The 22415-nt window shown below is 59.0% G+C and carries 22 protein-coding genes; 10 read left to right on the top strand and 12 right to left on the bottom strand.

Annotated elements, in window-relative coordinates; translation table 11 throughout:
* The first annotated feature begins 69 nt into the window (after window positions 1-69).
* A complete protein-coding gene (gene cfaB / locus PBDP_RS29585; RefSeq protein WP_109752790.1) occupies window positions 70-1257 on the top strand; it encodes a C17 cyclopropane fatty acid synthase CfaB in 1188 nt (395 codons plus the stop codon).
* Here cfaB and cls read toward each other — a convergent pair.
* Window positions 1254-2693, bottom strand: a complete 1440-nt coding sequence (gene cls, locus PBDP_RS29580; protein WP_109752789.1) for a cardiolipin synthase — start codon at window positions 2691-2693, stop codon at window positions 1254-1256. The two genes, cfaB and cls, sit on opposite strands and share 4 nt — an antisense overlap.
* A gap of 141 nt (window positions 2694-2834) precedes the next feature.
* Here cls and PBDP_RS29575 point away from each other — a divergent pair, with 141 nt between their 5' ends.
* Complete coding sequence (locus PBDP_RS29575; RefSeq protein WP_053126737.1) at window positions 2835-3356, top strand: DUF3617 domain-containing protein; 522 nt, start codon at window positions 2835-2837, stop codon at window positions 3354-3356.
* A 65-nt stretch (window positions 3357-3421) separates the two neighbouring features.
* Here the strand turns inward: PBDP_RS29575 and PBDP_RS29570 are convergent, their stop codons facing one another.
* The 5 genes from PBDP_RS29570 to PBDP_RS29550 form a co-directional block, all read right to left on the bottom strand.
* Complete coding sequence (locus PBDP_RS29570; protein WP_109752788.1) at window positions 3422-4297, bottom strand: metal ABC transporter substrate-binding protein; 876 nt, start codon at window positions 4295-4297, stop codon at window positions 3422-3424.
* Between the two features lie 11 nt (window positions 4298-4308).
* The gene (locus tag PBDP_RS29565) at window positions 4309-5175 is read right to left on the bottom strand and encodes a metal ABC transporter permease (protein WP_109752787.1); all 867 of its coding nucleotides are present in this window, start codon (window positions 5173-5175) and stop codon (window positions 4309-4311) included.
* On the bottom strand, window positions 5175-5843 hold the full coding sequence (locus tag PBDP_RS29560) for a metal ABC transporter ATP-binding protein (protein WP_109752786.1): 669 nt from the start codon (window positions 5841-5843) through the stop codon (window positions 5175-5177). Before PBDP_RS29560 ends, PBDP_RS29565 begins: the two co-directional genes overlap by 1 nt.
* A complete protein-coding gene (gene folE2 / locus PBDP_RS29555; RefSeq protein ID WP_212801642.1) occupies window positions 5840-6736 on the bottom strand; it encodes a GTP cyclohydrolase FolE2 in 897 nt (298 codons plus the stop codon). Before folE2 ends, PBDP_RS29560 begins: the two co-directional genes overlap by 4 nt.
* 116 nt (window positions 6737-6852) lie before the next feature.
* Window positions 6853-7245: a glutamine synthetase gene (locus tag PBDP_RS29550; RefSeq protein WP_109752784.1), complete on the bottom strand. Its 393-nt coding sequence runs from the start codon at window positions 7243-7245 to the stop codon at window positions 6853-6855.
* Between the two features lie 144 nt (window positions 7246-7389).
* Between PBDP_RS29550 and zigA the strand changes: the two genes are divergently transcribed.
* Window positions 7390-8598, top strand: a complete 1209-nt coding sequence (gene zigA, locus PBDP_RS29545; protein WP_109752783.1) for a zinc metallochaperone GTPase ZigA — start codon at window positions 7390-7392, stop codon at window positions 8596-8598.
* Window positions 8598-9248 (top strand): DUF1826 domain-containing protein, encoded by a 651-nt coding sequence (locus PBDP_RS29540; RefSeq protein ID WP_109752962.1) that lies wholly within the window; start codon window positions 8598-8600, stop codon window positions 9246-9248. The genes zigA and PBDP_RS29540 overlap by 1 nt, the downstream gene beginning before the upstream one ends.
* On the opposite strand, the gene PBDP_RS29535 is transcribed toward PBDP_RS29540, so the two are convergent.
* Window positions 9245-9598 carry an NADH:ubiquinone oxidoreductase gene (locus PBDP_RS29535; RefSeq protein ID WP_109752782.1) on the bottom strand — a complete coding sequence of 118 codons (354 nt, stop codon included), beginning with the start codon at window positions 9596-9598 and terminating at the stop codon, window positions 9245-9247. The two genes, PBDP_RS29540 and PBDP_RS29535, sit on opposite strands and share 4 nt — an antisense overlap.
* A 27-nt stretch (window positions 9599-9625) precedes the next feature.
* Between PBDP_RS29535 and PBDP_RS29530 the strand changes: the two genes are divergently transcribed.
* On the top strand, window positions 9626-10591 hold the full coding sequence (locus PBDP_RS29530) for a CobW family GTP-binding protein (RefSeq protein WP_212801641.1): 966 nt from the start codon (window positions 9626-9628) through the stop codon (window positions 10589-10591).
* 12 nt (window positions 10592-10603) lie between these two features.
* Here PBDP_RS29530 and PBDP_RS29525 read toward each other — a convergent pair whose 3' ends face one another.
* Window positions 10604-11026, bottom strand: coding sequence for a DUF3301 domain-containing protein (locus PBDP_RS29525; protein ID WP_212801640.1), 423 nt, complete (start codon window positions 11024-11026; stop codon window positions 10604-10606).
* A gap of 119 nt (window positions 11027-11145) precedes the next feature.
* On the opposite strand from PBDP_RS29525, the gene pdxY reads away from it, so the two are divergent.
* On the top strand, window positions 11146-12018 hold the full coding sequence (pdxY, locus tag PBDP_RS29520; RefSeq protein ID WP_212801639.1) for a pyridoxal kinase PdxY: 873 nt from the start codon (window positions 11146-11148) through the stop codon (window positions 12016-12018).
* An 82-nt stretch (window positions 12019-12100) separates the two neighbouring features.
* On the opposite strand, the gene PBDP_RS29515 is transcribed toward pdxY, so the two are convergent.
* The 4 genes from PBDP_RS29515 to PBDP_RS29500 are packed head-to-tail and all read right to left on the bottom strand — an operon-like array spanning window position 12101 to window position 17972.
* Window positions 12101-14278 (bottom strand): lipase family protein, encoded by a 2178-nt coding sequence (locus PBDP_RS29515; RefSeq protein ID WP_212801638.1) that lies wholly within the window; start codon window positions 14276-14278, stop codon window positions 12101-12103.
* A gap of 12 nt (window positions 14279-14290) precedes the next feature.
* On the bottom strand, window positions 14291-15061 hold the full coding sequence (locus tag PBDP_RS29510) for a hypothetical protein (protein ID WP_212801637.1): 771 nt from the start codon (window positions 15059-15061) through the stop codon (window positions 14291-14293).
* A complete protein-coding gene (locus PBDP_RS29505) occupies window positions 15058-15912 on the bottom strand; it encodes a DUF4123 domain-containing protein (protein WP_109752776.1) in 855 nt (284 codons plus the stop codon). The genes PBDP_RS29510 and PBDP_RS29505 overlap by 4 nt, the downstream gene beginning before the upstream one ends.
* Window positions 15909-17972, bottom strand: coding sequence for a type VI secretion system Vgr family protein (locus PBDP_RS29500; protein WP_163856086.1), 2064 nt, complete (start codon window positions 17970-17972; stop codon window positions 15909-15911). The genes PBDP_RS29505 and PBDP_RS29500 overlap by 4 nt, the downstream gene beginning before the upstream one ends.
* A 436-nt stretch (window positions 17973-18408) precedes the next feature.
* Between PBDP_RS29500 and tssA the strand changes: the two genes are divergently transcribed.
* Genes tssA through tssE form a run of 4 tightly spaced genes read left to right on the top strand, consistent with a single transcriptional unit; the run spans window position 18409 to window position 22415 of the window.
* Window positions 18409-19965 (top strand): type VI secretion system protein TssA, encoded by a 1557-nt coding sequence (gene tssA, locus PBDP_RS29495; protein WP_109752775.1) that lies wholly within the window; start codon window positions 18409-18411, stop codon window positions 19963-19965.
* Window positions 19966-19997: 32 nt separating this feature from the next.
* Window positions 19998-20501: a type VI secretion system contractile sheath small subunit gene (gene tssB, locus PBDP_RS29490; RefSeq protein ID WP_109752774.1), complete on the top strand. Its 504-nt coding sequence runs from the start codon at window positions 19998-20000 to the stop codon at window positions 20499-20501.
* Window positions 20502-20526: 25 nt separating this feature from the next.
* Entirely contained in the window at window positions 20527-21996 is a 1470-nt protein-coding gene (gene tssC, locus PBDP_RS29485) for a type VI secretion system contractile sheath large subunit (protein WP_109752773.1), read from the top strand.
* 8 nt (window positions 21997-22004) lie between these two features.
* Entirely contained in the window at window positions 22005-22415 is a 411-nt protein-coding gene (gene tssE, locus PBDP_RS29480; RefSeq protein WP_109752772.1) for a type VI secretion system baseplate subunit TssE, read from the top strand.

Raw genomic sequence — 22415 nt, 5'->3', positions numbered from 1 at the left:
CGATAGCCTGCTATTTTTCTATGATGGTCTACCCTCATTTCAGACGTCTGGAAAAAGGGGGGATTACTCATGCTCGCGCAACTTCCACCGGCCTTACAGAATCTGCATTTGCCGCTTCGGCTGCGGCTCTGGGACGGCCATGAATTTACCCTGGGTGCCGATCCCAGTGTCACGATCGTGGTCAAGGACCCACAAATGGTCGCGCAATTTACTCATCCCAGCCTGGACGCGCTGGGAGCGGCGTTCGTTGAGGGCAAACTGGAGCTCGAAGGTCCGATCCACGAAGTCATTCGGGTCTGCGATGAGTTGAGCCAGGCATTGGTCGAGGACGATCCCGACAACCAGCCGGTGCGCTCGGTCCACGACAAGGAAGCCGACGCCAAGGCGATCTCCTACCACTACGATCTTTCCAACGCGTTTTATCAGCTATGGCTCGACAGCGACATGGCCTATTCCTGTGCCTATTTCGAGACGGGCAGCGAAACCCTCGAACAGGCCCAGCAAGCCAAGTTCCGCCACCTGTGTCGCAAGCTGCGACTGCAACCGGGTGACTACCTGCTGGATGTCGGTTGCGGATGGGGCGGCCTGGCGCGTTACGCCGCGCGGGAGTTCGGTGCCAAGGTCTTCGGCATTACCCTGAGCAAGGCGCAGCTGACGCTGGCCCGGGAACGGGTCAAGGCCGAAGGCCTGGAGGACCAGGTCGAGTTGCAACTGCTGGATTACCGCGATCTGCCCCAGGACGGCCGCTTCGACAAAGTGGTCAGCGTGGGTATGTTCGAACATGTCGGCCACGCCAACCTCGAGCAGTACTGCAAGACGCTGTTCGGCGCCGTGCGCGAGGGGGGACTGGTGATGAACCATGGCATCACCGCCAAGCACACCGACGGGCGTCCGGTCGGGCGCGGCGCGGGCGAGTTCATTGAGAAGTACGTATTCCCCAACGGCGAGCTGCCGCACCTGTCGATGATTTCCGCCCACATCAGCGAAGCGGGACTGGAGATCGTCGACGTGGAAAGCCTGCGCCTGCACTACGCGCGTACCCTCGATCACTGGAGTGAGCGCCTGGAAGACAACCTCGAAGCCGCGTCGAAGGAAGTACCGGAACAGGCACTGCGGATCTGGCGCTTGTACCTGGCCGGCTGTGCCTACGCGTTCGCCAAGGGCTGGATCAATCTGCACCAGATCCTGGCGGTGAAGGCCCACGCTGACGGTAGCCACGAATTACCCTGGACCCGCGACGACATCTACGCGCCTTAAAGTATCGGGGAAATAAGCCGGGCGACCCGCATGCCGACTTTCTGAAGGCGATGGGTTTCCCGGCTTTCCTGTATGTCGATTTCCTGGGCCTGGGCGAAGTCCTGCTCAAGCATTTGCTCGACCTCGGTGGCGAACGGAATGTCCACGGTGAGCAGCATGACTTCGAAGTTCAAGCGGAACGAACGGTTGTCCAGGTTCGCGCTGCCGATGGCGCTGATTTCCCGGTCGATCAGCACAACTTTCTGATGCAGGAAGCCCGGCGCATAACGGAACATACGCACCCCGGCCCGCACCGCTTCAAACGCATACAGGCTGGACGCGGCGTAGACGACTTTGTGGTCGGGTCGCGAGGGCAGCAGGATGCGCACGTCGACCCCGCGCAGTACCGCCAGGCGTAAGGCCGCGAATACCGCCTCGTCAGGGATGAAGTAGGGCGTCGTGATCCACACGCGTTCGCTGGCTGCGTGAATGGCCTCGACGAAAAACAGTGAGCAGGTTTCGTAGGCATCGGCCGGGCCGCTGGCCAGCAACTGGCAAAGCACCCCGTCGTCTGGATAGCTGTCGGGCAGGATCAACGGTGGCAGCGAACGGGCCGCCCAGAACCAGTCTTCAGCGAAGGATTCTTGCATGCTGGCCACCACCGGCCCGCGCACTTGCACATGGGTGTCGCGCCACGGCGCCAGGGGCGGTTTCTGGCCCATGTATTCGTCGCCCACGTTGTGTCCGCCGACAAACCCCAGCACACCGTCCACTACCACGATCTTGCGGTGGTTGCGAAAGTTGACCTGGAACCGGTTGAGCCAGCCGCTGCGGGTGGCGAATGCTTTTACATGGACCCCACCGTCGCGCAAGGCCTGTACATAGCGGTGGGGCAGGGAGTGGCTGCCGATGCGGTCATAGAGCAAATACACAGCCACGCCTTCGGCGGCTTTCTTCAAGAGCAGGGTTTGCAGGCGTTGGCCGAGACGGTCGTCATGGATGATGAAAAACTGAATCAGCACGGCCTGTCGAGCCTGCTCGATGGCCTGGAAAATTGCCTCGAACGTGGCAGGGCCATTGATCAGCAAACGCACCTGGTTATTCGCCAGGCACGGTGTGCGTCCCAGTTTTGGCATGGCCCGTAACGAGGCGTAGGCCTGGGAGGCGCGGGCGGTCAGGGCTTCTTCGACCCAGGGACGCCAGTTCAGCTCGGAGATTGCCCTGCGCATCTCTTCGTTGGCTTGGCGGCGAGCCTTGATGTAACCATCGAACGTGCTGCGGCCAAACACCAGATAAGGAATCAACGTCAGATAGGGAATGAACGTCAGCGACAGGGCCCAGGCAATCGAGCCTTGGGCCGTGCGCACCGTCAGGACGGCGTGGACGGCGGCGATGGAACCCAGGGTGTGAAGCAGCGCGATCAAGTAACCGAAAACATGCGGGCCAAAATAATCCATGGGGCAGCCTTGCTCCGGAAGTTTCAATGCTTAACAGACCATGTTCCATGGCGAATGTCGCTATTTAATTCACTCGTCCCGAGCCTGAACCGAAGCCTGTGGGCGGCGTCTAACGGCCACTTGTCCTCTGGAGTTTATGCAATGAATGTTCGTCTGCTGGGTGTGGCCTTGGCAATTGGTTTGTCGGTTCCGATGGCGGCTCAGGCGCAGATGCTCCAGCCGGGTTTGTGGGAACTGACCACCAGCAACATGAAGGTCGATAACCAGAACCTGCCGGATCTGCAACTGATCCTCGGCCAGCTGCAAACCCAGATGACCCCGGAGCAACGGGCGATGCTGGAAAAACAGGGCATCACCATGGGCGGTAAAGGCATTCGTGTCTGCCTGACCCCGGCGCAGGTACAAACCAATGACATCCCGCTGCAAGACCCGCAATCGGGGTGCAAGCAGCAGATCACCGAGCGCACCGGCAATCAGTGGAAGTTTCGCTTCAGTTGCCCGAAAGCCCAGGGTAACGGGGTAGCGACGTTCCAGAGCGATCGTGAATTCACCACAAAGGTCAACGGCACTTTCAATGCCACCGGCATCCAGCAGAACGGTAGCCTCGACACGCGCGCGGTGTGGCTGGGGCAGGATTGCGGGACGGTCAAGCCGAGGGCTTGAACCTCGTTTGAAGTAATCGCGTGGGGCAACCTGTGGGAGCAAATCTTGCTCCCACAAATGCCTGATCAAGGCCGACTCAATGCCTCATACAACGTGTTGAGGTTGTATTCGAAAAGGCCGGTGAAGGTGCTGGCCGGTCCGCTGGCTGCGAGGGCGTCGGAGTACAGCGTACCGCCGATGTGGGCGCCGCTCTCGTCGGCGATCTGCTTGAGCAAGCGCGCATCCTTGATGTTTTCCATGAACACCGCTTTGACCTTCGCTTGACGGATCTGGGTAATCAGCGCCGCGACTTCTGCCGCCGAAGGTTCACGTTCCGTGGACAATCCCTGGGGGGCCATGAACTCAATGCCATAGGCCTGGCCCAGGTAACCGAAGGCATCGTGGGAGGTCACGATCTTGCGATTACCGGCCGGCAATGTGCCGAGCTTGGCCTTGGCTTCGGCGAGCAGGGCGTAGATTTTCTTCAGGTACGCCTGGCTGTTGCGCTCGTAGTCAGCCTTGTTGGCCGGGTCTGCAGCTTCCAATGCCTTGGTGATGTTGCTGACATACAGCTCGGCGTTCGCCAGGTTGTGCCACGCATGCGGGTCGGGGACGGTCTCGCCATCCTCATCCAGTGACCGCGGGATTACGCCGCGGCTGGCGCTAATCACCGGCGCGCTGGTTTCGGTGCTGGTCACCAGGCGATCCAGCCACGGCTCGAAGCCCAGTCCATTCTTGATGATCAGTTTTGCCTTGAGCAATGCCTTGGCGTCGTCTGGCGTCGATTCGTAGGTGTGTGCATCGGCGTCCGGCCCGACCATGTTGGTGATTTGGATATGCTCACCGCCGACCTGTCGGGTCATGTCGGCGAGGATGCTGAAGCTGGTCACCACCTGGAGCTTTTCGGCGGCGGACGCGGACATGGACAGCATCAGACTGATTAGCACGAGCAGAACGCGCATCGGGAAACACCTCATTGGGATGTGAGCAAAGGCGGGCGGCGCAGCAAGCCGTGCACCGGACCAAATACCACCGACAGCAGGTACAACGCACCCGCCACCAGTACGATGGACGGTCCGCTGGGCAGTGAGTAATAGAAGGACAACAACAGGCCAAGCCACACGGAGAGGCAGCCAGACAGTGCCGCTATCAACATCAGGAGCGGCAGGCGACGGCTCCAGAAGCGCGACGCAGCAGCCGGCAGCATCATCAGGCCGACCACCATCAATGCGCCAATGGCCTGGAAGCCGATCACCAGGTTCAACACCACCAGGGTCAGGAACACGCCATGGGCCAACGGGCCGAGACGGCTGACGGTTTGCAGGAACAGTGGGTCGAGGGTATCGAGTAGCAACGGTCGATAAATCAGCGCCATCGCCAACAGGCTGGCTCCTGAAACCCACAGCATGCCGGTGAGCGTCGGGCCGTCTACCGCCAATGCCGAGCCGAACAGCAGGTGAAGCAAGTCCAGGCGTTTACCGGCCATGCCGAGGATCAACACGCCGGCCGCCAAGGAAATGGGATAAATCGCCGCGAGACTGGCGTCCTCCCTTAGACCGGTACGCCGGGTAATCCAGGCGGCGAGCCCGGCCATGCTCAAGCCCGCGCCCAGGCCGCCAACGGTCAAGGCAGGCAGGCTCAGCCCGGCAAACCAGAAACCGAGGGCGGCGCCAGGCAGAATGCCGTGCGCCACGGCGTCACCAATCAGGCTCATGCGTCGAAGAATCAGGAATACACCCAATGGAGCCGTGCTACACGCCAGTACAAGACCGCCAAGCAAAGCCCTGCGCATGAAGACAAACTCTTGAAACGGTTGCCAGAGATGAGAGGCCGCAAGCATCAGGCCACCCACGTCTGAGGTTGTTGGGCGATCAAGTCGACGCTGCGCCCCAGCACGCAGCCCGTGCTGCGAATCAGCAGGGTATGGGGGATGTGTTGGCGTACCGCTGCCAGATCATGACAGACCACCACGACGGTCCGGCCCGCGGCATGCCAGCGATGTATGTGCTTCCACAACAGCGCTTGGCCTTGTTCATCCAGGGCGGCGTGGGGTTCGTCGAGCAACAGCAGCGGCGCTTCGGCCAGGCTCAAGCGAGCGAGCAGGGCACGTTGCAGCTCGCCTCCAGACAACGCCATTAACGGCCGATGTTCGAGGCCGGTCAGCGCCCAGTCGGCCAGTACGTCCTGGAGCAACTGCCTGCGTATGGCCGGTGTGTGTTGATTACCCCAAGAGCCGGCGGCCACCAACTCCTGCAAACTGATGGGGAATTGCCGATCCAGATGTTGCTGCTGCGGCATGAACGAAACCCCGCCGCGCCGCGGAACATCCAAGGTAACTTTACCGGATAGCGGTTTTTGCAGCCCTGCGAGCACCTTCAACAGACTGCTTTTTCCAGAGCCGTTGGCACCGATGATCGCCGTGAGGCTGCCGGCCGGTCGCTCCATGGCCAGTGGCGGCGTGAGAGGTTGTCCGGGAGCACCCCAGCGTAGCGCTTGGCAGTTGATCATGACGCGCCTCGGGTCCAGCGACTTTGCGCCACGGCGTCATGGGCGTGCAGGCTTTCGGCGTGAACGACGCGTACATCCAGGGCAACGATGTCGGGGGAGCGACTCAGGGCTGTACTTAATCGCCGTGCGGCGTCTTCGCAGAACATCAGGTTTTGTCCATTGGCCAGGGCGAATGCCTGTTCATCGGCGCGCTTTACTGCGGTCTGGACAGCGGTGCCGAGGGCTGCTTCGGCTTCATTGATGAGCGACAGCAGCGGCAATTCGTTTGCGTTGGCGTTCAGGCGTAGGGTCAGGGTAGCGGTGCTGCGCTGACTATGAGGGGTAGCGACAATGCCGTTCGATGAACCCAGCCAGGACAGGATTTCGGCATGCTCGAGTTTCTTGTTGGCGAAGTCGTCGACGAACTGCTGCTGGATTAACTGTCGAGCAAGCGCGGCTGAACAGGGACAAGTCGAGGAATAAGCGATCTGAATTTTCAGTTCCACGTGGAACATTTTGTTTTTCAGATGAGCTTCGATGCTCACTGGATAGCTTTTCCAACCCACCAGCGGGCTGATTAACGCCGGACGTTTGAGGAGCAGATCTGTATGCACACTGAGTGATGCCGCGTGGGACAAGCCCTCATGGCTATCGAGAAATTGCTGCAGTATTCGGCGCAACAACGCTGGCGAAAGTGCCGTCTCTTCAAGCAGTTCAAGCGCCAGGTATAAGCGCGACATGTGAATGCCGCGCGCCTCACCGTTATCGAGGCTGACACCCGCGTCGGCCAATGCACTCAGACGCTGGCCGTCAATCAACACCGGCGTTGCGATGCCACACATGCCCACCCAATCAAGAGGTAGGGTTTGACGTGAAGCCTGCGCAGCGATGTCGGGCAGGGTTAACGCGTTCATGGTCAAGGTCCATCGAAGGTTCAAAATTAGATGTTATAGTATAACGGTTAATTTTAAGAAACCTTTTCCATGAAAGGAGTTTCATCTCGCCAAGCGTTCGCGTTCCACGTGAAACATCAGCGAGCAGAGTCCTGGCAGCCGTTCATGCGTCCGCATACAAATGCGCCCGCGCTCCCGCCTGAGCTTGAGAAACGATTGAGGGTGGTCCAGCCCACACGCCGGCTGTACCCGACCCAACTTTCTCCATCCGATGCCAAGCCAGTAAAAAATGTGAGCTGACCATAACGGCTATTCGTTTGCGCCCAATAGCGGTGACTGGCTGCTTCAAAACCTCGCAAATAAATGGTGTTTCCAGCCGTCGCGACGCTATAGGCATTGCCTTGGCTATCCACACACGCCAGCAAATTCGCACTGCGGGTGCAGTTCGCCAGGAGCGGGCTTTGGGCCGAAGCGCTTAACACCCACAGCAACAACGAGCTCGCCAATACCAATTTCAGAAGATTGCGCATGGATTGATCTCAGACCAATGGGGGACGGCGGGACTGGTTGAATTGTGTTGTTATACTATAACATAAAAATATCTGGATCCTGAACCAAGCCAACCCCTGGAAACGAGCCGTAATCGAAGCGGCCGCCCGATGAGGATATACCTGATGCCCAATCGTCTTCCTGTAACCGTCCTTTCCGGATTCCTCGGTGCCGGTAAAAGCACGTTGCTCAACCACGTCCTGCGTAATCGCGACAATCTGCGAGTTGCCGTGATCGTCAACGATATGAGCGAGATCAACATCGATGGCAGCGAAGTCCAGCGCGATGTCACCCTGAGTCGTTCCGAAGAGAAACTGGTGGAAATGAGCAACGGCTGCATCTGCTGCACGTTGCGCGAAGACTTGCTCGAAGAAGTCGGCCAGCTCGCCAGAGAGGGGCGTTTCGATTATCTGCTCATCGAATCCACGGGCATATCCGAACCGCTGCCAGTGGCGGAAACCTTCACCTTTCGTGATGAAGATGGCCGAAGTCTGGCCGATGTGGCGCGACTCGACACCATGGTGACGGTGGTCGACGGGGTGAATTTCCTGCTGGATTACCAAGCCGCCGACAGCCTTGCGTCACGGGGCGAAACCCTGGGTGAGGAGGATGAACGCTCGATCACCGACCTGCTGATCGAACAGATTGAGTTTGCCGACGTGATTCTGATCAGCAAAATCGACCTGATCAGCCAGCATGATCGGGAAGAATTGATCGCGATTTTGCAGCGCCTCAACGCCCAGGCGCAGATCATTCCCATGGTCATGGGGCAGGTGCCACTGGGCAGGATCCTCGACACGGGCCTTTTCGACTTCGAGCGCGCGGCCCAGGCGCCTGGCTGGCTACAGGAACTACGTGGTGAGCACGTGCCAGAAACCGAGGAATATGGCATCGCCTCGACCGCCTATCGGGCACGTCGGCCGTTTCATCCCGAGCGGTTCTTCAACTTTATCGACCGCCCATGGCCCAACGGCAAGCTCCTGCGCTCGAAAGGTTTCTTCTGGCTGGCCAGCAAACCTGAGGAGGCGGGCAGTTGGTCCCAGGCCGGCGGCTTGATGCGGCATGGCTTCGCCGGGCGCTGGTGGCGGTTCGTGCCGAAAAACCAATGGCCGCAGGATGAGGAAAGTACAGCAGCGATCATGAAGCACTGGCTCGCCGCCACGGGCGATTGCCGGCAGGAGTTGGTGTTCATCGGTCAGGACATCGACTTCAGCCAGCTCACCGCCGAACTGGACGCGTGCCTGCTCACCGATGCGGAAATGGCCCTCGGCGTTGAAAACTGGCGCTTGTTGCCGGATCCATTTGGCCCATGGCATGAAGAGGTCGCAGCATGATGCTGGCGCCCAGTCTTAAGAGGGCCACGCGAGCACGACAGGCCCACGGTGATACGCCAGGGATCTTCACGCAGATCCTGGAAGACGGCACCAACCTGGCGGTCTGGCAGCGTCAACTTCCCGCACACATCAGCGATTTTGCGGCCATGGTGTTGGCGATGGACCAGCCGCTGGCAGAATCACGGGTGCTCGACCTGCCGGAAGAAGACACCCCGCCGGCGCTACAGGGCCTGGCGGCAGGCTTCAGCGACCTGCAAGGCTACGAGGGCTTCATCGCCGATGTCACCTGGCTGGTCAGTGCGTTTGCCTGCCTGTTGGGTGCGCAACGTGTCGGCTTGCGCTTGCGCACGCTGGACAAGGCAATGTGCCCGCGCTTTCACGTTGACCACGTGCCGGTGCGGCTACTGACCACCTATGCCGGAGTCGGCAGCCAGTGGCTCAAGGAAGGCGCCATGGACCGCCGTCGCCTGGCACAGCCTGAGGCCGAACCCGTTGATCCGCAGGTCATCCAACAGTTTTGTTGCGGTGATGTCGGGTTGCTCAAAGGCGAAAAATGGCACGGTAATGAGGGGCTTGGCTTGATCCATCGCTCACCGGAGCCCGCGCCGGGAGAGCGTCGGTTGATCCTCACGCTGGATTGGCTGGCCTAAGGTTTGAGCCAAGTGCCCTGGCTTTGCCCTTCGCAAAATGGCTGCAGATAAGCGGCATCGGTCGCTACGCCGTAATAGTGAATATCCTGGCGGTAAGGCATATTGGCGACCTGGGCGTTGCTGCAAACGCCGAACGCGCCGCCAGGGCATTGATCGACGTACTGCACCTCGACCTTCTGGCCGGCAAGGTTTGGCTGGCAGAAGCCCTCGGCAAACAGCTTCTGCGGAATGCTGCGGTTCTGCTGGCAGACTTTCACATCGAGCCGCTCCGCCTGGCTGTGAACCACACAGGCCTGGGCCAGTGCCTGGTTCGACGTCAGTGCCAGTAACAACCAGCCGATCATTCGCATACTCACCTCCATCGAAAGCCGTCGATTATGTTGCAGCACATTCCCACCCATGTCATCGCCGGCCCCTTGGGCGCCGGCAAGACCAGCCTGATCAGGCATCTGTTGGCCCAGCGCCCGGCCAATGAACGCTGGGCGGTGCTGATCAATGAGTTCGGTCAGATCGGCCTGGATGCCGCGTTGCTGACCCAGGCTGGCGATGGTATCGCACTGGGCGAAGTGGCCGGTGGCTGCTTGTGCTGCGTCAACGGCGCGCCGTTCCAGATCGGTCTTGGGCGTTTATTGCGCAAGGCCCGCCCGGATCGGCTGTTCATCGAACCCTCGGGCCTGGGTCACCCGGCACAATTGATGAGGCAATTAAGTGAAGCACCCTGGCTCGGCGTGCTGGCGGTGCAACCCTGCGTGCTGGTGTTGGATGCCCGGGCGATGGCCGACGGCAAGCCCCTGCCCGACGCGCAGCGACAGACCCTGGCGGATGCCGGGCTGCTGGTGCTGAACAAGTCCGAAAGCCTCACACAAGCCGAGCGCGACCAAGTGACGGCGCAACTCTCGGGGCGTGCGCTGTATTGGACACAACAGGCTGCGTTGCCGATCGAGCGATTGCCAGGCCATGCGGCTCGGGGCAGTGGGGCTGTGGATAACTTGAATCTACCCAAGAGCCTGGGCCAGATACCGGCCATCTGGCCCGACCCGACGCAACCGATCTGCCTGTATCAGCAGCAGGAAGGCGGCTGGAGCATTGGTTGGCGCTGGCACCCAAGCCAGCCATTCGACGCAGCGGCGCTGACGCGCTGGCTACAAGGCCAAGACTGGAAACGGGCGAAGATGGTTATCCACAGCCGCGACGGTTGGGTTTCAGCCAATGCGTTGGAGGGGGCGGCACTGGGCTGGCAAGCCAGTGAATGGCGCCAGGATTCTCGGATCGAGCTGATTTTCGATCAGCCGCAAGACGTTGATCGCCTGCAAGCCGGTCTGGCGAATTGTCGGCGTCGCTGAGTCAGCGCTGTTTCAAGGCTTCCACTTGTTGTGTTCCTGGCGCCACTGGCTCAACTCGATGACCTCAGCCCTGGGCCGGGTCTGGACCGCTTCAATTGGCGGTGGCGGGGCTTCTTCGAAGGGCATCGGGTAGGGGGCCAGCTCGATGTGCGCGCTGTGGGCGCCAAACTGGGTAATGGTGCCCGAATGGCGGCTTTCACCGGTGACGGTGAATTCGAAGGTGTAGACGCGTGCCAGGCGTCGTCGTCCGCTGGCATCCTTCACGAAACCGATTTTTTTCAGCGCTACGTTGCCGTCCAGCAGCTCGATCTTGAGGTTGGCACAATGCTGCATGACCCTCGCCAAGGCCCGTTCGCGCAAGCCATGGTTGTGCCACAGCCAGGCGCCGCCGGTAGCCAGCAGCATCAGCACGAAAATATTTCCAAGGGTCAGCATGAACGAAGTGCTCCAACAAGTTGCGGTCAGCTTAACTGTGTCGCTGGTCTGTCGTACAGGCTGCGTTTAGTCGCATACTGCGCGGCTTGAATTTCAATCGTTTTACGGAAACTTCCCGCATGAAACGTACACCTCATCTGCTTGCCATCCAGTCTCACGTGGTATTCGGTCACGCTGGCAACAGCGCGGCCGTATTTCCGATGCAGCGGGTCGGGGTGAACGTATGGCCGCTCAACACCGTGCAGTTCTCCAACCACACCCAGTACGGGCAGTGGGCCGGCGAAGTGCTCGCGCCAGAGCAGATACCGGCCTTGGTCGAAGGCATCGCGGCCATCGGTGAGCTGGGTCAATGCGATGCGGTTTTGTCCGGTTACTTGGGCAGCGCTGCCCAGGGGCGGGCGATTCTGACGGGCGTGGCGCGGATCAAGGCTGCCAATCCCAAGGCGCTGTACCTGTGTGACCCGGTCATGGGGCATCCAGAGAAGGGCTGCATCGTGGCGCCCGAGGTAAGCGAATTTCTCCTCGAAGAGGCCGCTGCCGTGGCAGACCTCATGTGCCCGAACCAACTGGAGCTCGACAGCTTTTCGGGGCGCAAGGCGCAGTCTTTACTGGACTGCCTGGCCATGGCCCGGGCGTTGCTGGCCCGTGGGCCGAAGGCGGTCCTGGTCAAGCACCTGGCCTACCCCGGCAAACCCGATGACAGCTTCGAAATGCTGTTGGTGACCGCCGAGGCCAGTTGGCACCTGCGCCGTCCGCTGCTGGCCTTTCCGCGTCAGCCGGTGGGCGTGGGCGACCTGACGTCTGGGTTGTTCCTGGCGCGGATATTGTTGGGCGACAGCCTGGTGGCCGCGTTCGAATTCACCGCCGCAGCGGTGCATGAAGTGCTGCTGGAAACCCAGGCCTGCACGAGCTACGAGCTGCAACTGATCCGCGCCCAAGACCGGATCGTCCATCCACGGGTACGGTTCGAGGCTGTGCCGATCAATATGTGATCAAACAGGGCTCACCCAGGTGGGAGCGAACCTGCTCGCGATAGCGGCGGCGCAGCCGTCGTAAACCGCTTGGCCCTGCCGATCAGACGATGGAATCGAGATCCAGCACGTAGGGTTTACCAACAGCGTACCCGTGAGCGCCGCAGATCAATTCACTGTCGTCATCCAAGGGCGGTGCCATAGCCAGTGGTTCGGCCACTCGGTTTTCCGGGTGGGCCTGCCAGCGAGCCAGGTTGTGTGCCAGTTGTTCGGGGCGTTCCGACAAGCTCCCGTAAACGTCTTTTTCACTGACCGACGCGGTGTGCAGCGTCGCCAGGCGCGCCCGGGTGCTGTGCAGCTTGTCGACCTCACGGATGAGCGCAATGTTGATCGATCTGTCACTACGACCGTTGGGCGCCCCCCGTCCTGCCAGGTAGCGCTCTTCATCGCGCAATTGTTGGGTAATCCGCGTCAGAGCATGATCGATCCACTCGTATTCGCGTTTTGTCACCAGTGTGCTTGCGTTGCTGTGCGCTTGCTGCCAGCGGCGCAAGGTCGCCCAGCAAGCGGGAATGTAGCTGGGGAGCATGAAGTGATCGCCGGTCTGGATGAGTTGCGCCAGTAATGCCGGACGGTTCGGTAGGCCATGTTTATGCTTTAGGGCGACTTCGCAGGCGGCGTGTTGGGTGATGGTGTCGCAATGGGGCATCCACAGGATCGAAGAGCGTTCCTTGCGATCGAACTCCACCGGCAGGAAGTGCCGCAAGATGCCGTGGTGTTCGTAGGGCTCGCCCGTCAAGTTAGTGATGCCCGCCACGAACACGGAAAGGCCGACTGGTACGTTGGCGAACGTAAGGGCCAACCCTGTGCCATAAACACTGCCCTTGGTATTCATCCAACTGCCGGGCACGCTGGGTATCGGGTCGTTGTGGTTGACCATTCGGTAATGCACCAGGGCTTCGGCGTTTTTTGTGAAGGTGGCGTCGGCGGCTCGGGGGGCGCCATAGGTGTAGAGCTGGAGGGTGTAGCCTTCCGGTCTGCGCCGCAGCATCTCTGAAAGTAGTAACGCCACCGCGCCTCCCAGGCTGTGGCCGCAGATCAGCAGTTTTTGCCCTGCGTAGAACCTGTCCAGATAACTCGTCACGAAGGCCGCAGTTGTTTTGGCGGCGCCATAGAACCCTCGATGCACCTGGCCGACCCCTTCTTCAAACGGTACTTGGAGCGCATCGGCGTCGCGCAGGAAGTCTGCGGGTTGCTGGGTGCCACGTACTGCAATCAGGATCAGTTCGTCGTTGTGGGTGATGTAGGCCTGGGTATCAGTGCTTTCTTCTTTGTCGGTGTCGTCGAGAAAATGGACTTTGGCGGGATGCTCCTGATGTACACCCAATTGCGGATCGTTGACCGCGTAGAGGGCCGGGTCGAACGGCACGATCTCCAGGCGTTTGGAATAGGGCACCTCCTCGTACAGTGGATAGTAGGGTTTTGTTTGTTCCGGATAGAACTTCCCGAGTTCCTCGAACTTCGCCAAGGCGTCGGCGAACCAGTTGCCCGCGCTTGGTTGCTCGGTGAAGCTCACCGGTGTTTTTATCGGAGCTTTGTCAGGCGTCTGGCCGAAGGGGCAATAGGTCAAGGTCGACATGAGCGCCAATTGGTACAAGTTGAGCGCACAGAATTCGGGAGCGGTGGACAGCATGGGCCGCAAGGCGCGCAACGGTCGAACTTCAAGCACCGTGTGTTTTTGCGGCATCAAGGTCACGCCGAGCTTGCCATGCTCGCCCATCAGACGTGCCGGCCCTGCAGGGAGTGGATAATGGCGGTACACCTCGGGAGGCAAATGCGCGACGTACTTGACCAGGTGCCGTACTTCCACTTGGAAGAAGTCGTCTGCACAGGCTTGTGCGGGATTTTCCCGGGTGCGCGTGGCGTTTGGGTTCAGGTAACGGGTTTGCTCGGCGCGGACTTGTAGTTCGGTGATCTTGAGAGGGTAGTGCGGTCTTGTTTGTAGAAATGAGTAGACCTCTTCAAACCCCTGATACGTCTGATCAAAAAGCAGGGCAATTGGTCCTGCATAGTGGTTGCTAACCTTGCCGACACCCATGACATCCAGGTTGCCAGGGTATTTTTGTCCTTCTGAATCGGTAGCGACATAAGCCAGCCCTGCATAAGGCTCACCAGAGCCAAACTCATCGACGAGCTGAAAACTGCTCCACTTACCCCCCACAGGGCAGGTCAGATTGCGATGGCTCAGCCGTGACTCCAGTTCTTTTTGCAATGACGTCATACGCGGATCTCCTTATTCCGTACAACCGGGGTAAATAGTGCATCTCTGTCCGTCGGGCATTTGAAAACCGCTGAAGTCCTGGTAATTGCCATAACAAAATGCGTACTGGTCCTCAAAGTGCTTGCCCAGGCAGCGTTTCCAACCGTTAGGCACTTTCACCCAAGTGTCTCCAATGGCGGGTCTTTCCTCGTCCGCCAATTTGATTTTCATCCTCACGGTCTTACCCGGCAGTTGATCCAGGGTGTACGCCGAGAAAGGACGCCCACGCCCAAGCTCGCCCTGTGGGTTGGTTTTTTTGCAGTCGAGGATTTTTCTGAGAATGCGGGGCTTGCCTGAAGTACGGAACAGCCACTGGCATTGGCCGTAAAAAGTGCTTTCACCCGCTTCGCTGAACATGCCTTTGTATTGCGCTTCCAGCTCATCGCGAATCACCACGTTGGCTGAATCGTGACTGATATCGCTCCAGTCCTTGCCATAGGCGGAATTGATTTCGAGCTCAATGCGGCTGATCACCAGCGGGCAACCCATACGGGTTCGGCGAATAACGATTTCGGAATCGGGTTTGTATGCCTTACGCCACTCCCTATTGAACACAGGCGCTTTGTTATACCGGGTCTCGACGGTGCAGGTTTCGCCTGGCGCAGGTACGTAGTACACCGCCGCTTCGTAGGCAAAGTCAGGCGGCAAATCTGCCGTAAAAATAAACGTGTTCGGTTGTTTCCCGGCACAACCTGCCACCATCGCCAGACCGCTCAAACTTGCAATGCGCAAAACCTGTTTCATAGCGGCGCATCTCCCTGCCAGAACGCCGCCATCAGGCGCACCCGTTCAAAATGCTCATCGGGACTTTCAGCTGGGCGTACTTGCCAGTACGACACCGGAGTATCGGTGGGTGCTTGCAGGCGCTGAGTCAGCAAGAACTCCAACTGCTCAGGTGCTTGCCAGTGCCAGGCCTCGGCCTGATCGAGCGTGGCACGCAACCACACCTCCGGGTCCTGTTGCTCGGCCAGTGTGGCGAAGGCCAGGATATGCTCGGCCAGCAGGAAGCGGCGGGCATTGAGGAGGCGAGTCTGCATCGCTTGTTGCGGGGTAACAGGCACCTGCAGCCAAAGAGGCAAATCGGGCACCGGGTATGTCCCAGGGGCCGGGTTATAGGTGCTTGACCAGCGAGTGCCCTGCCAATAGCAGACACTGATCGCTGGCCCAAGGTAGGCCGGATAGGCTTCAACGGGCAGGTGCTTGAGCGCCCGGGCCAAGACACGGTTGTCATGGAAGCGGTACAACGCCTGATGGGGGCGCTCTCCGATGACCAGCCGTTCACGCCAGTGCTCCACCAGCGTTGGCAGGCCCCCTTTTGGAAGGCTGGCGAGCCATCCCCAGTGGCTGTCCGGCCGGTTGAGCAATTCATTGATGTGCTCGTCGCCGGGCCGATCGAAGGTGAAGACAAAGGGCCCGGCGTCAGCGAGATCAGCGACCAGCGTTTGGCCGTACACGCTCAGGTACTGGTCGGGGCGACTGTTCTTGAGCATTGCCTGGCGCGTGTGGTGTTCATTTTCTGAGTCCAGGACGACACACAAGGCGTGGCCGAGGCGTTGCTGTTCGATCAACCATTGATGGGGGAATGAGCGAGTCATGCGGCGGCCACTTCCGTTGGGCAGAGCCCTCCGCGGCAGGCCTCGCAGATCGGACAAAAATCCAATCCCGCTGCTTGGCTGGCCGTTATCAGCGAGCGTTGAGTGGGGGCGAACACTGGGGCTGGCGCCGCCAAGGGATCCGTCAAGCCAGGCGCAAATGATGAGGCGGTGGCGCCGACCATGGGGGCGCCGCCGAGCTGGATTTCACTGCTGCTGTAGACACCGCTGTGGTCGATCACGATGTGCTGGCCTCCGGCTTTCAAACTGAGGGTTGCACCTGCTTCAAGGACCACATGAGCGCCTGCCTTGATCTGTATTTGCTGTCCGGTCTCGACCACCAATGTCTGATCGACGCGGGTGTGGCGGTTGGTGACGCGCAGGTAGTCATTGCCTTCGACTTGGACCGTGCGGTCGGCGGCGGTGGTCCGATGTTCCTCGGCGTGCAGGACGGTGAAGCTATTGCCCTTGATGGTCTCCCGCCGCTCGTTACCAATCTCCAGTCGGCTGTCGTTTTCGATCTTCTGTTCCATGTCACGCTGGGCACGCAGATAGATCAGTTCCTGACCGGCGCGGTCTTCCAGGTGCAGCTCGTTGAAGCCTTTGTTGCCCGGCGAGCTGCAAGAACGAAACACGGTGCGGGTCTTGTGCGCAGGCAACGGGTAGGGCGGAGCGTTGGCGCTGTTGGTCAGGCATCCGCTGATCAAGGGCTTATCGGGATCGCCTTCCATGAAGGTCACCAACACCTCCATGCCCACCCGTGGGATCGTGACGCCCCCGTAGCTGTTGCCCGCCCAATTGGAGGCGACTCGTAACCAACAACTGCTGCCATCGTCGAAGTGCCCCGCACGATCCCAGAAAAACCTGACCTTGACCCGGCCATACGGGTCGCAGTGGATCTCTTCATCCTTGGGCCCCGTGACGATTGCCGTCTGGCTGCCCCATACACGTGGTTTTTGGTAAACCCGCTGCGAACGAAAGACCGCATCCCAAGGCGTGGAAACGAAGTGATTGCGATAGCCCTGATAGAAATGATCCGCAGTCCTGCCAGTGTCGCTGGGCGTTATTTCCTCAAGCACCTGCGGCTGTTTGCCTTCGTGATGCACTTCGGTCAGGAGCCATAGATCATTCCATTCCTGGCGTGGGTGCTCACTCAAGCTCAGGAAGTGCCCCGTCATCAGTGCTGGCTGATTACTCTTTCCTTCGGCTTGGCAGTAGTCGGCGCGATGGCGTTCCAAGGCGCGGCGGCTCAGCGACTTGCCGCGTTTTTCCTGGGTAAAGTCACCGGGATAATCATAGGCCTCCAAGTCTGGCCTATTTTTTTTGATACCAGGCTGACAGCTAGTCTCCAGTAGGAATGTCGATTTCTTGAAATCGTAATCACGGCGCGTGACGCGACTGGTCCGGGTCTCCAGTCGCAGGCCAAATCGATGGATGACCGGTTCCTCGCTAGCCATGCCGCTGCCGTGTTTGTAAACAGTGCGGCCTTCAAGTCGGGGAAAGACGGTCTGGTCATCACCAAATACCAGGTAGTGACCGGAGTCACTGTGCTGGAAGTGATAATGCAAGCCTTCTTCGTGACACAGGCGCTCGATGAAGTGCAAGTCAGATTCGCGATACTGCACGCAGTAGTCACGAGGCGGATAACTTGCACTCAACTGGAAGCGATGAGCATCGGTGAGGATGCCGTGTTCCTTGAGGATCAATGTGATGATCTGCGGCACGCTGACCTGTTGAAAAATGCGCTGGTTAGTGCGGTGCTCCAAGTAAGCCAGTCGTGGAGCCACTCTTATTTTGTAATGCGTCAAGCGTTTACCGCTGTCACCTTGTTCAACACGATAAATCAGCCCGTGAACACCGTGCCCCTGTTTATTGAATGCAAGAAATACCTGCTGGTTTAACAAGTTCTCCAAGTCCATATCGCGTTGTTCACTGACGAGCTCGATATCGAACGAATAAGGTGTGCTGATGGCTTCGCAGCCTTCGAAGGCCAACACTTGAAGGTCATATTCGAGGTCAGGAATGGTGAGATGGAAGTCGTGTAAATCAGGGGTGTGGAACATACGAGGGTCCTTGGGCGTTGGCTTTGACTCCTGATTACATTGAAGCAGTCCTGCTGGGTGCGTGCGCAGAGGCCCGTAAAAAAAGAAAAGGATGTAGGAGTTCTCTTCGCAGCAAGTAAGAGTTGAGAGCGAAATGATTTGAAGTGGTTTTTAGGAGGTTCGATTGTGTATTCAGCCTTGACAGAAAAAACTTTCGCATTGGGGATTTTCGAAGGGGTAATTTTTTGAAAAAAAGGAAAGTTCCTACTTTTTTATGTTTAAAACCTTGGCATGCTTCGCAGCGTTCGGTTGATTGAAGGCGATGTGAGTTTTGTGGGTATGCCTTGATTGCACTTTTGCGAAACTTCCTACAAGCGAAGCCGAACATTTACCTTGATTAATCATGTCGCCAAAACTACCCGTGTCACAAACTGAACTGTTCTTAACAGGGTCGTGAATGTCGTATTCCGGAAAACTGTCCGCTCATTATCTGGCTCTTGCCAAAACTCCCATTTCCCAAGAGGACTTTGCGGGTGCGGATGTGCGTTTTTCGAATGAATACGAGGCGTTGGAAAGCGAGCTGGGCAAAGCCCAGTCGATGCACGAGAGCGGCCAGGTCGACTGGTTGAAGATCCGTGAAGGATGTGAAGCGCTGTTGCGTACCGAGTCGAAGGATTTGCGGGTGGCGGCCTGGTTGGTTTGGGCGCTGTATCAGCGTGAGTCTTTCCAAGGGCTGCTTGCCGGCCTCTGTCTTTTGCAGCACTTGTGTAAAGACCATTGGCCTGAGATTCATCCGGCCAAAAATCGAACCCGTGCCGCCAGTATCAATTGGTTGGTGCCACGCTTGGAGCAGGTGTTGGGCGATGACGTGGCGATCAAGGAGCAGTTGCCGCTGTTCCGTCATCTGACACAACAGCTTGAGGGGCTCGACGCCGCTTGCACTGCCCACTTAGGGGATGACGCTCCTCTGCTACTGCCGTTGTGTCGGCGCCTCAACACAATGATCCAGCGTGCCACTGACAACCTGCCGCAGGCGGGTGCCCTCGGGACGGTAGTGGCTCAGGTGAAGCAAGTTGCCACCCAACTGCTCACGCCCGGCGCTCCGATCGAAAACGAAAAAGAAGCCCACAAGGCCTTACGCGCCCAGCAGGAAAGCGCGGCTTCGTTATGCATCTGGTGGCTCAAGCAAAAAGCGACCGACGTTCGCGCCCTGCGTCTGAATCGTACTTTGACCTGGCTGACCATTGACGTCATGCCCGAGCGCAACGCCGAGCAGATCACGCCGCTGCGTGGGCTGCCGGCGGACAAACTCAAGGCTTATCAGGACAGCCTGCAACGGGGCGATTACGCGAACCTGCTTGTGGAGATCGAGGCCAGCCTGGCGAAGGCACCGTACTGGCTCGATGGCCAGAGGCTTGCCTGGGAGTGCCTGCAAGGGCTGAATGCCGAGTTGGCCATGCGTGAAGTGGAGGTCCATCTCGCACTATTCATCCAGCGCCTGCCGGGCGTTATCGAATTGCGCTGGCATGACGGTGTGCCGTTCGCCGATCCGGCCACCCGGGCCTGGATCGCTGCCCAGGTCATGCCTCACCTGCAAAGCCCCGGCGCGACACACGAAGTCGATGTCATTCACAACGATGCGCCTTGGGAGCTGACGCTGGAAGAAGCCCAGTCGATCCTGCCCAAGGATGGCCTCAAGCCCGCCGTCCAATTGCTCAGGCAAGGCATGCAAAACGCCCTTGGGGCACGCGAGTGTTTCCTCTGGCGGTTCGCGATGGCTCGCTTGTGCTTCTCGGCCAGGAAATACGAACTCGCCAAAGTCCAGCTGGAGGCCCTCGACCAGACACTGCAACACGCAGGCCTGAATACCTGGGAGCCCGCCCTGGAGTTGCAGGTGCTGCATTTGTTGCACAGCTGCTGCGAGTTATTACCCCAGAACCACTCCATACGCGAGTGCAAGGAAGAAACCTATCGCAGGTTGTGTCACCTCGACCTCGAACGGGTCATTGAATAGGCCTTCGGGTCGCAAATTGTAAGGAGAAAGTCATGGCCAAAGAAGGCTCGATCGCCCCTAAGGAACGCATCAACGTCACCTTCAAGCCTGCCACTGGCGGTGCCCAGGAAGGAATTGAACTGCCATTGAAACTCTTGGCGATCGGTGATTACACCCACCGCAGGGACGAACGCAAGATCGAGGACCGCAAGCCGATTGGCATCGACAAGATGAGCTTCGACGAAGTGTTGGCCAAACAGGAGCTGAACCTGACCCTGAGCGTACCGAATCGTCTTCAGGACGGGAGCGAAACTCAAGAGTTGGCCGTACAACTGCGTGTGAACTCGATGAAGGATTTCAACCCGGCGAGCCTGGTCGAGCAAGTGCCGGAGCTCAGCAAACTGATGGAACTGCGTGGCGCCCTGGTTGCGCTCAAAGGGCCATTGGGTAACGCACCGGCGTTTCGCAAGGCCATCGAGGGCGTACTCGCCAATGACGATTCCCGCCGCCGCGTACTGGATGAGCTGGGTCTGAACACCACAGCGAAGAGCGCTTGATTCTTTCAGCCAAGGAAGCCGAAACATGAGTACCCATGCAGTACAGAAGCAGGGCCAGAACAACGCCACCATTCTTGAAAGCATCATCGCCCAGACTCACCTGACTCCGGACGATGACGCCTACGACATTGCCAAGCGCGGCGTGTCTGCGTTCATCGAAGAGCTGCTCAAGCCGCAAAACAGCGGTGAGCCGGTCAAGAAGGCCATGGTAGACCGCATGATCGCCGAGATCGATGCCAAGCTCAGTCGCCAGATGGACGAAATCCTCCACCACCCGCAATTCCAGGCATTGGAGTCGGCATGGCGCGGTTTGCAACTGCTGGTGGACCGCACCGACTTCCGCGAAAACATCAAGATAGAAATGCTCAACGTTTCCAAGGACGACTTGTTGGACGACTTCGAGGATTCGCCAGAAGTCATGCAGTCAGGCCTGTACAAGCATATCTACACCGCTGAATACGGTCAGTTCGGTGGGCAGCCGGTAGGAGCGGTCATCGCTAACTACTTCATGTCCCCAAGCTCGCCGGACGTGAAATTGATGCAGTACGTGTCCAGTGTCGCCTGCATGTCCCATGCGCCGTTCATCGCAGCGGCCGGTCCGAAGTTCTTTGGCCTGGAGAGCTTCACTGGTCTGCCGGACCTCAAGGACTTGAAAGACCACTTCGAAGGTCCGCAATTCGCCAAGTGGCAGAGCTTCCGTCAATCGGAAGATGCTCGCTATTTTGCTCTGACCGTCCCGCGCTTCCTGTTGCGCAACCCCTACGATCCGCAAGAGAACCCGGTCAAGGCGTTCGTCTACAAGGAAACCGTTGCCAACAGTCACGAGCACTATCTGTGGGGCAACACCGCCTATGCATTCGGTACAAGGCTGACCGACAGCTTTGCCAAGTTCCGCTGGTGCCCGAACATCGTCGGTCCTCAAAGCGGTGGCGCGGTTGAAGACCTGCCATTGCATCACTTCGAAAGCATGGGCGAAATCGAAACCAAGATCCCGACCGAAGTGCTGGTGTCCGACCGGCGCGAATACGAATTGGCCGAGGAGGGCTTCATCTCCCTGACCATGCGCAAAGGCAGTGACAACGCTGCGTTCTTCTCCGCCAGTTCCGTGCAGAAGCCGAAGTTCTTTGGTATCGGCGCCGAGGACAAGCATGCAGAGCTGAACTACAAGCTTGGCACTCAGTTGCCATACATGATGATCGTCAATCGGCTGGCTCACTACTTGAAGGTCCTGCAGCGCGAGCAATTGGGGTCATGGAAGGAGCGCACGGACCTGGAGCGCGAGCTCAACAACTGGATCCGCCAGTACGTGGCCGACCAGGAGAACCCTAGCGCCGAAGTCCGTGGCCGCCGTCCGCTGCGTGCAGCGAAGATCATTGTCAGTGACGTGGAAGGTGAGCCTGGCTGGTATCGCGTTGGCCTGAACGTACGGCCTCACTTCAAGTACATGGGCGCCGATTTCACGCTGTCGTTGGTTGGCAAGCTGGACAAGGTGTAGGCGCGCTCATGACGTATGGCAGCCTTTTCGAGCGCCTGGCAGGTGATTCTGAAAAGCGCGCGGGTTTGAACCGCGAGGTTTGTGTCGTGACATCGGTGGCTGCGCATCTGGCCAAGATGCTCAGCACCCGGGCGGGTAGCGTGCAGACACTCTCCGATTATGGGCTGCCGGACCTCAATGACATGCGCTTGAGCCTGCACGACGCGAGGAGCCAGGCCCGCAAGGCGATCGAGATCTTCATCAAGACCTACGAGCCACGCCTCAGGAATGTCTGTGTCGTTTCAATGCCCAGTAACGCCGATCAACTTCGCCTGTCCTTCAGCATCGACGCTTTGCTGGACGTGGAGGGGGTCAGGCGGCAGGTCAGTTTTTCCGCATGCCTGGACGGCAGCGGCCAAGTCAAGGTCAGACAAGGATAG

The organism is Pseudomonas sp. St290, assembly GCF_018325805.1.
In the GTDB taxonomy this organism is placed as follows: Bacteria; Pseudomonadota; Gammaproteobacteria; order Pseudomonadales; family Pseudomonadaceae; genus Aquipseudomonas; species Aquipseudomonas bijieensis.
This window is presented reverse-complemented; position numbering and strand designations above follow the sequence as displayed.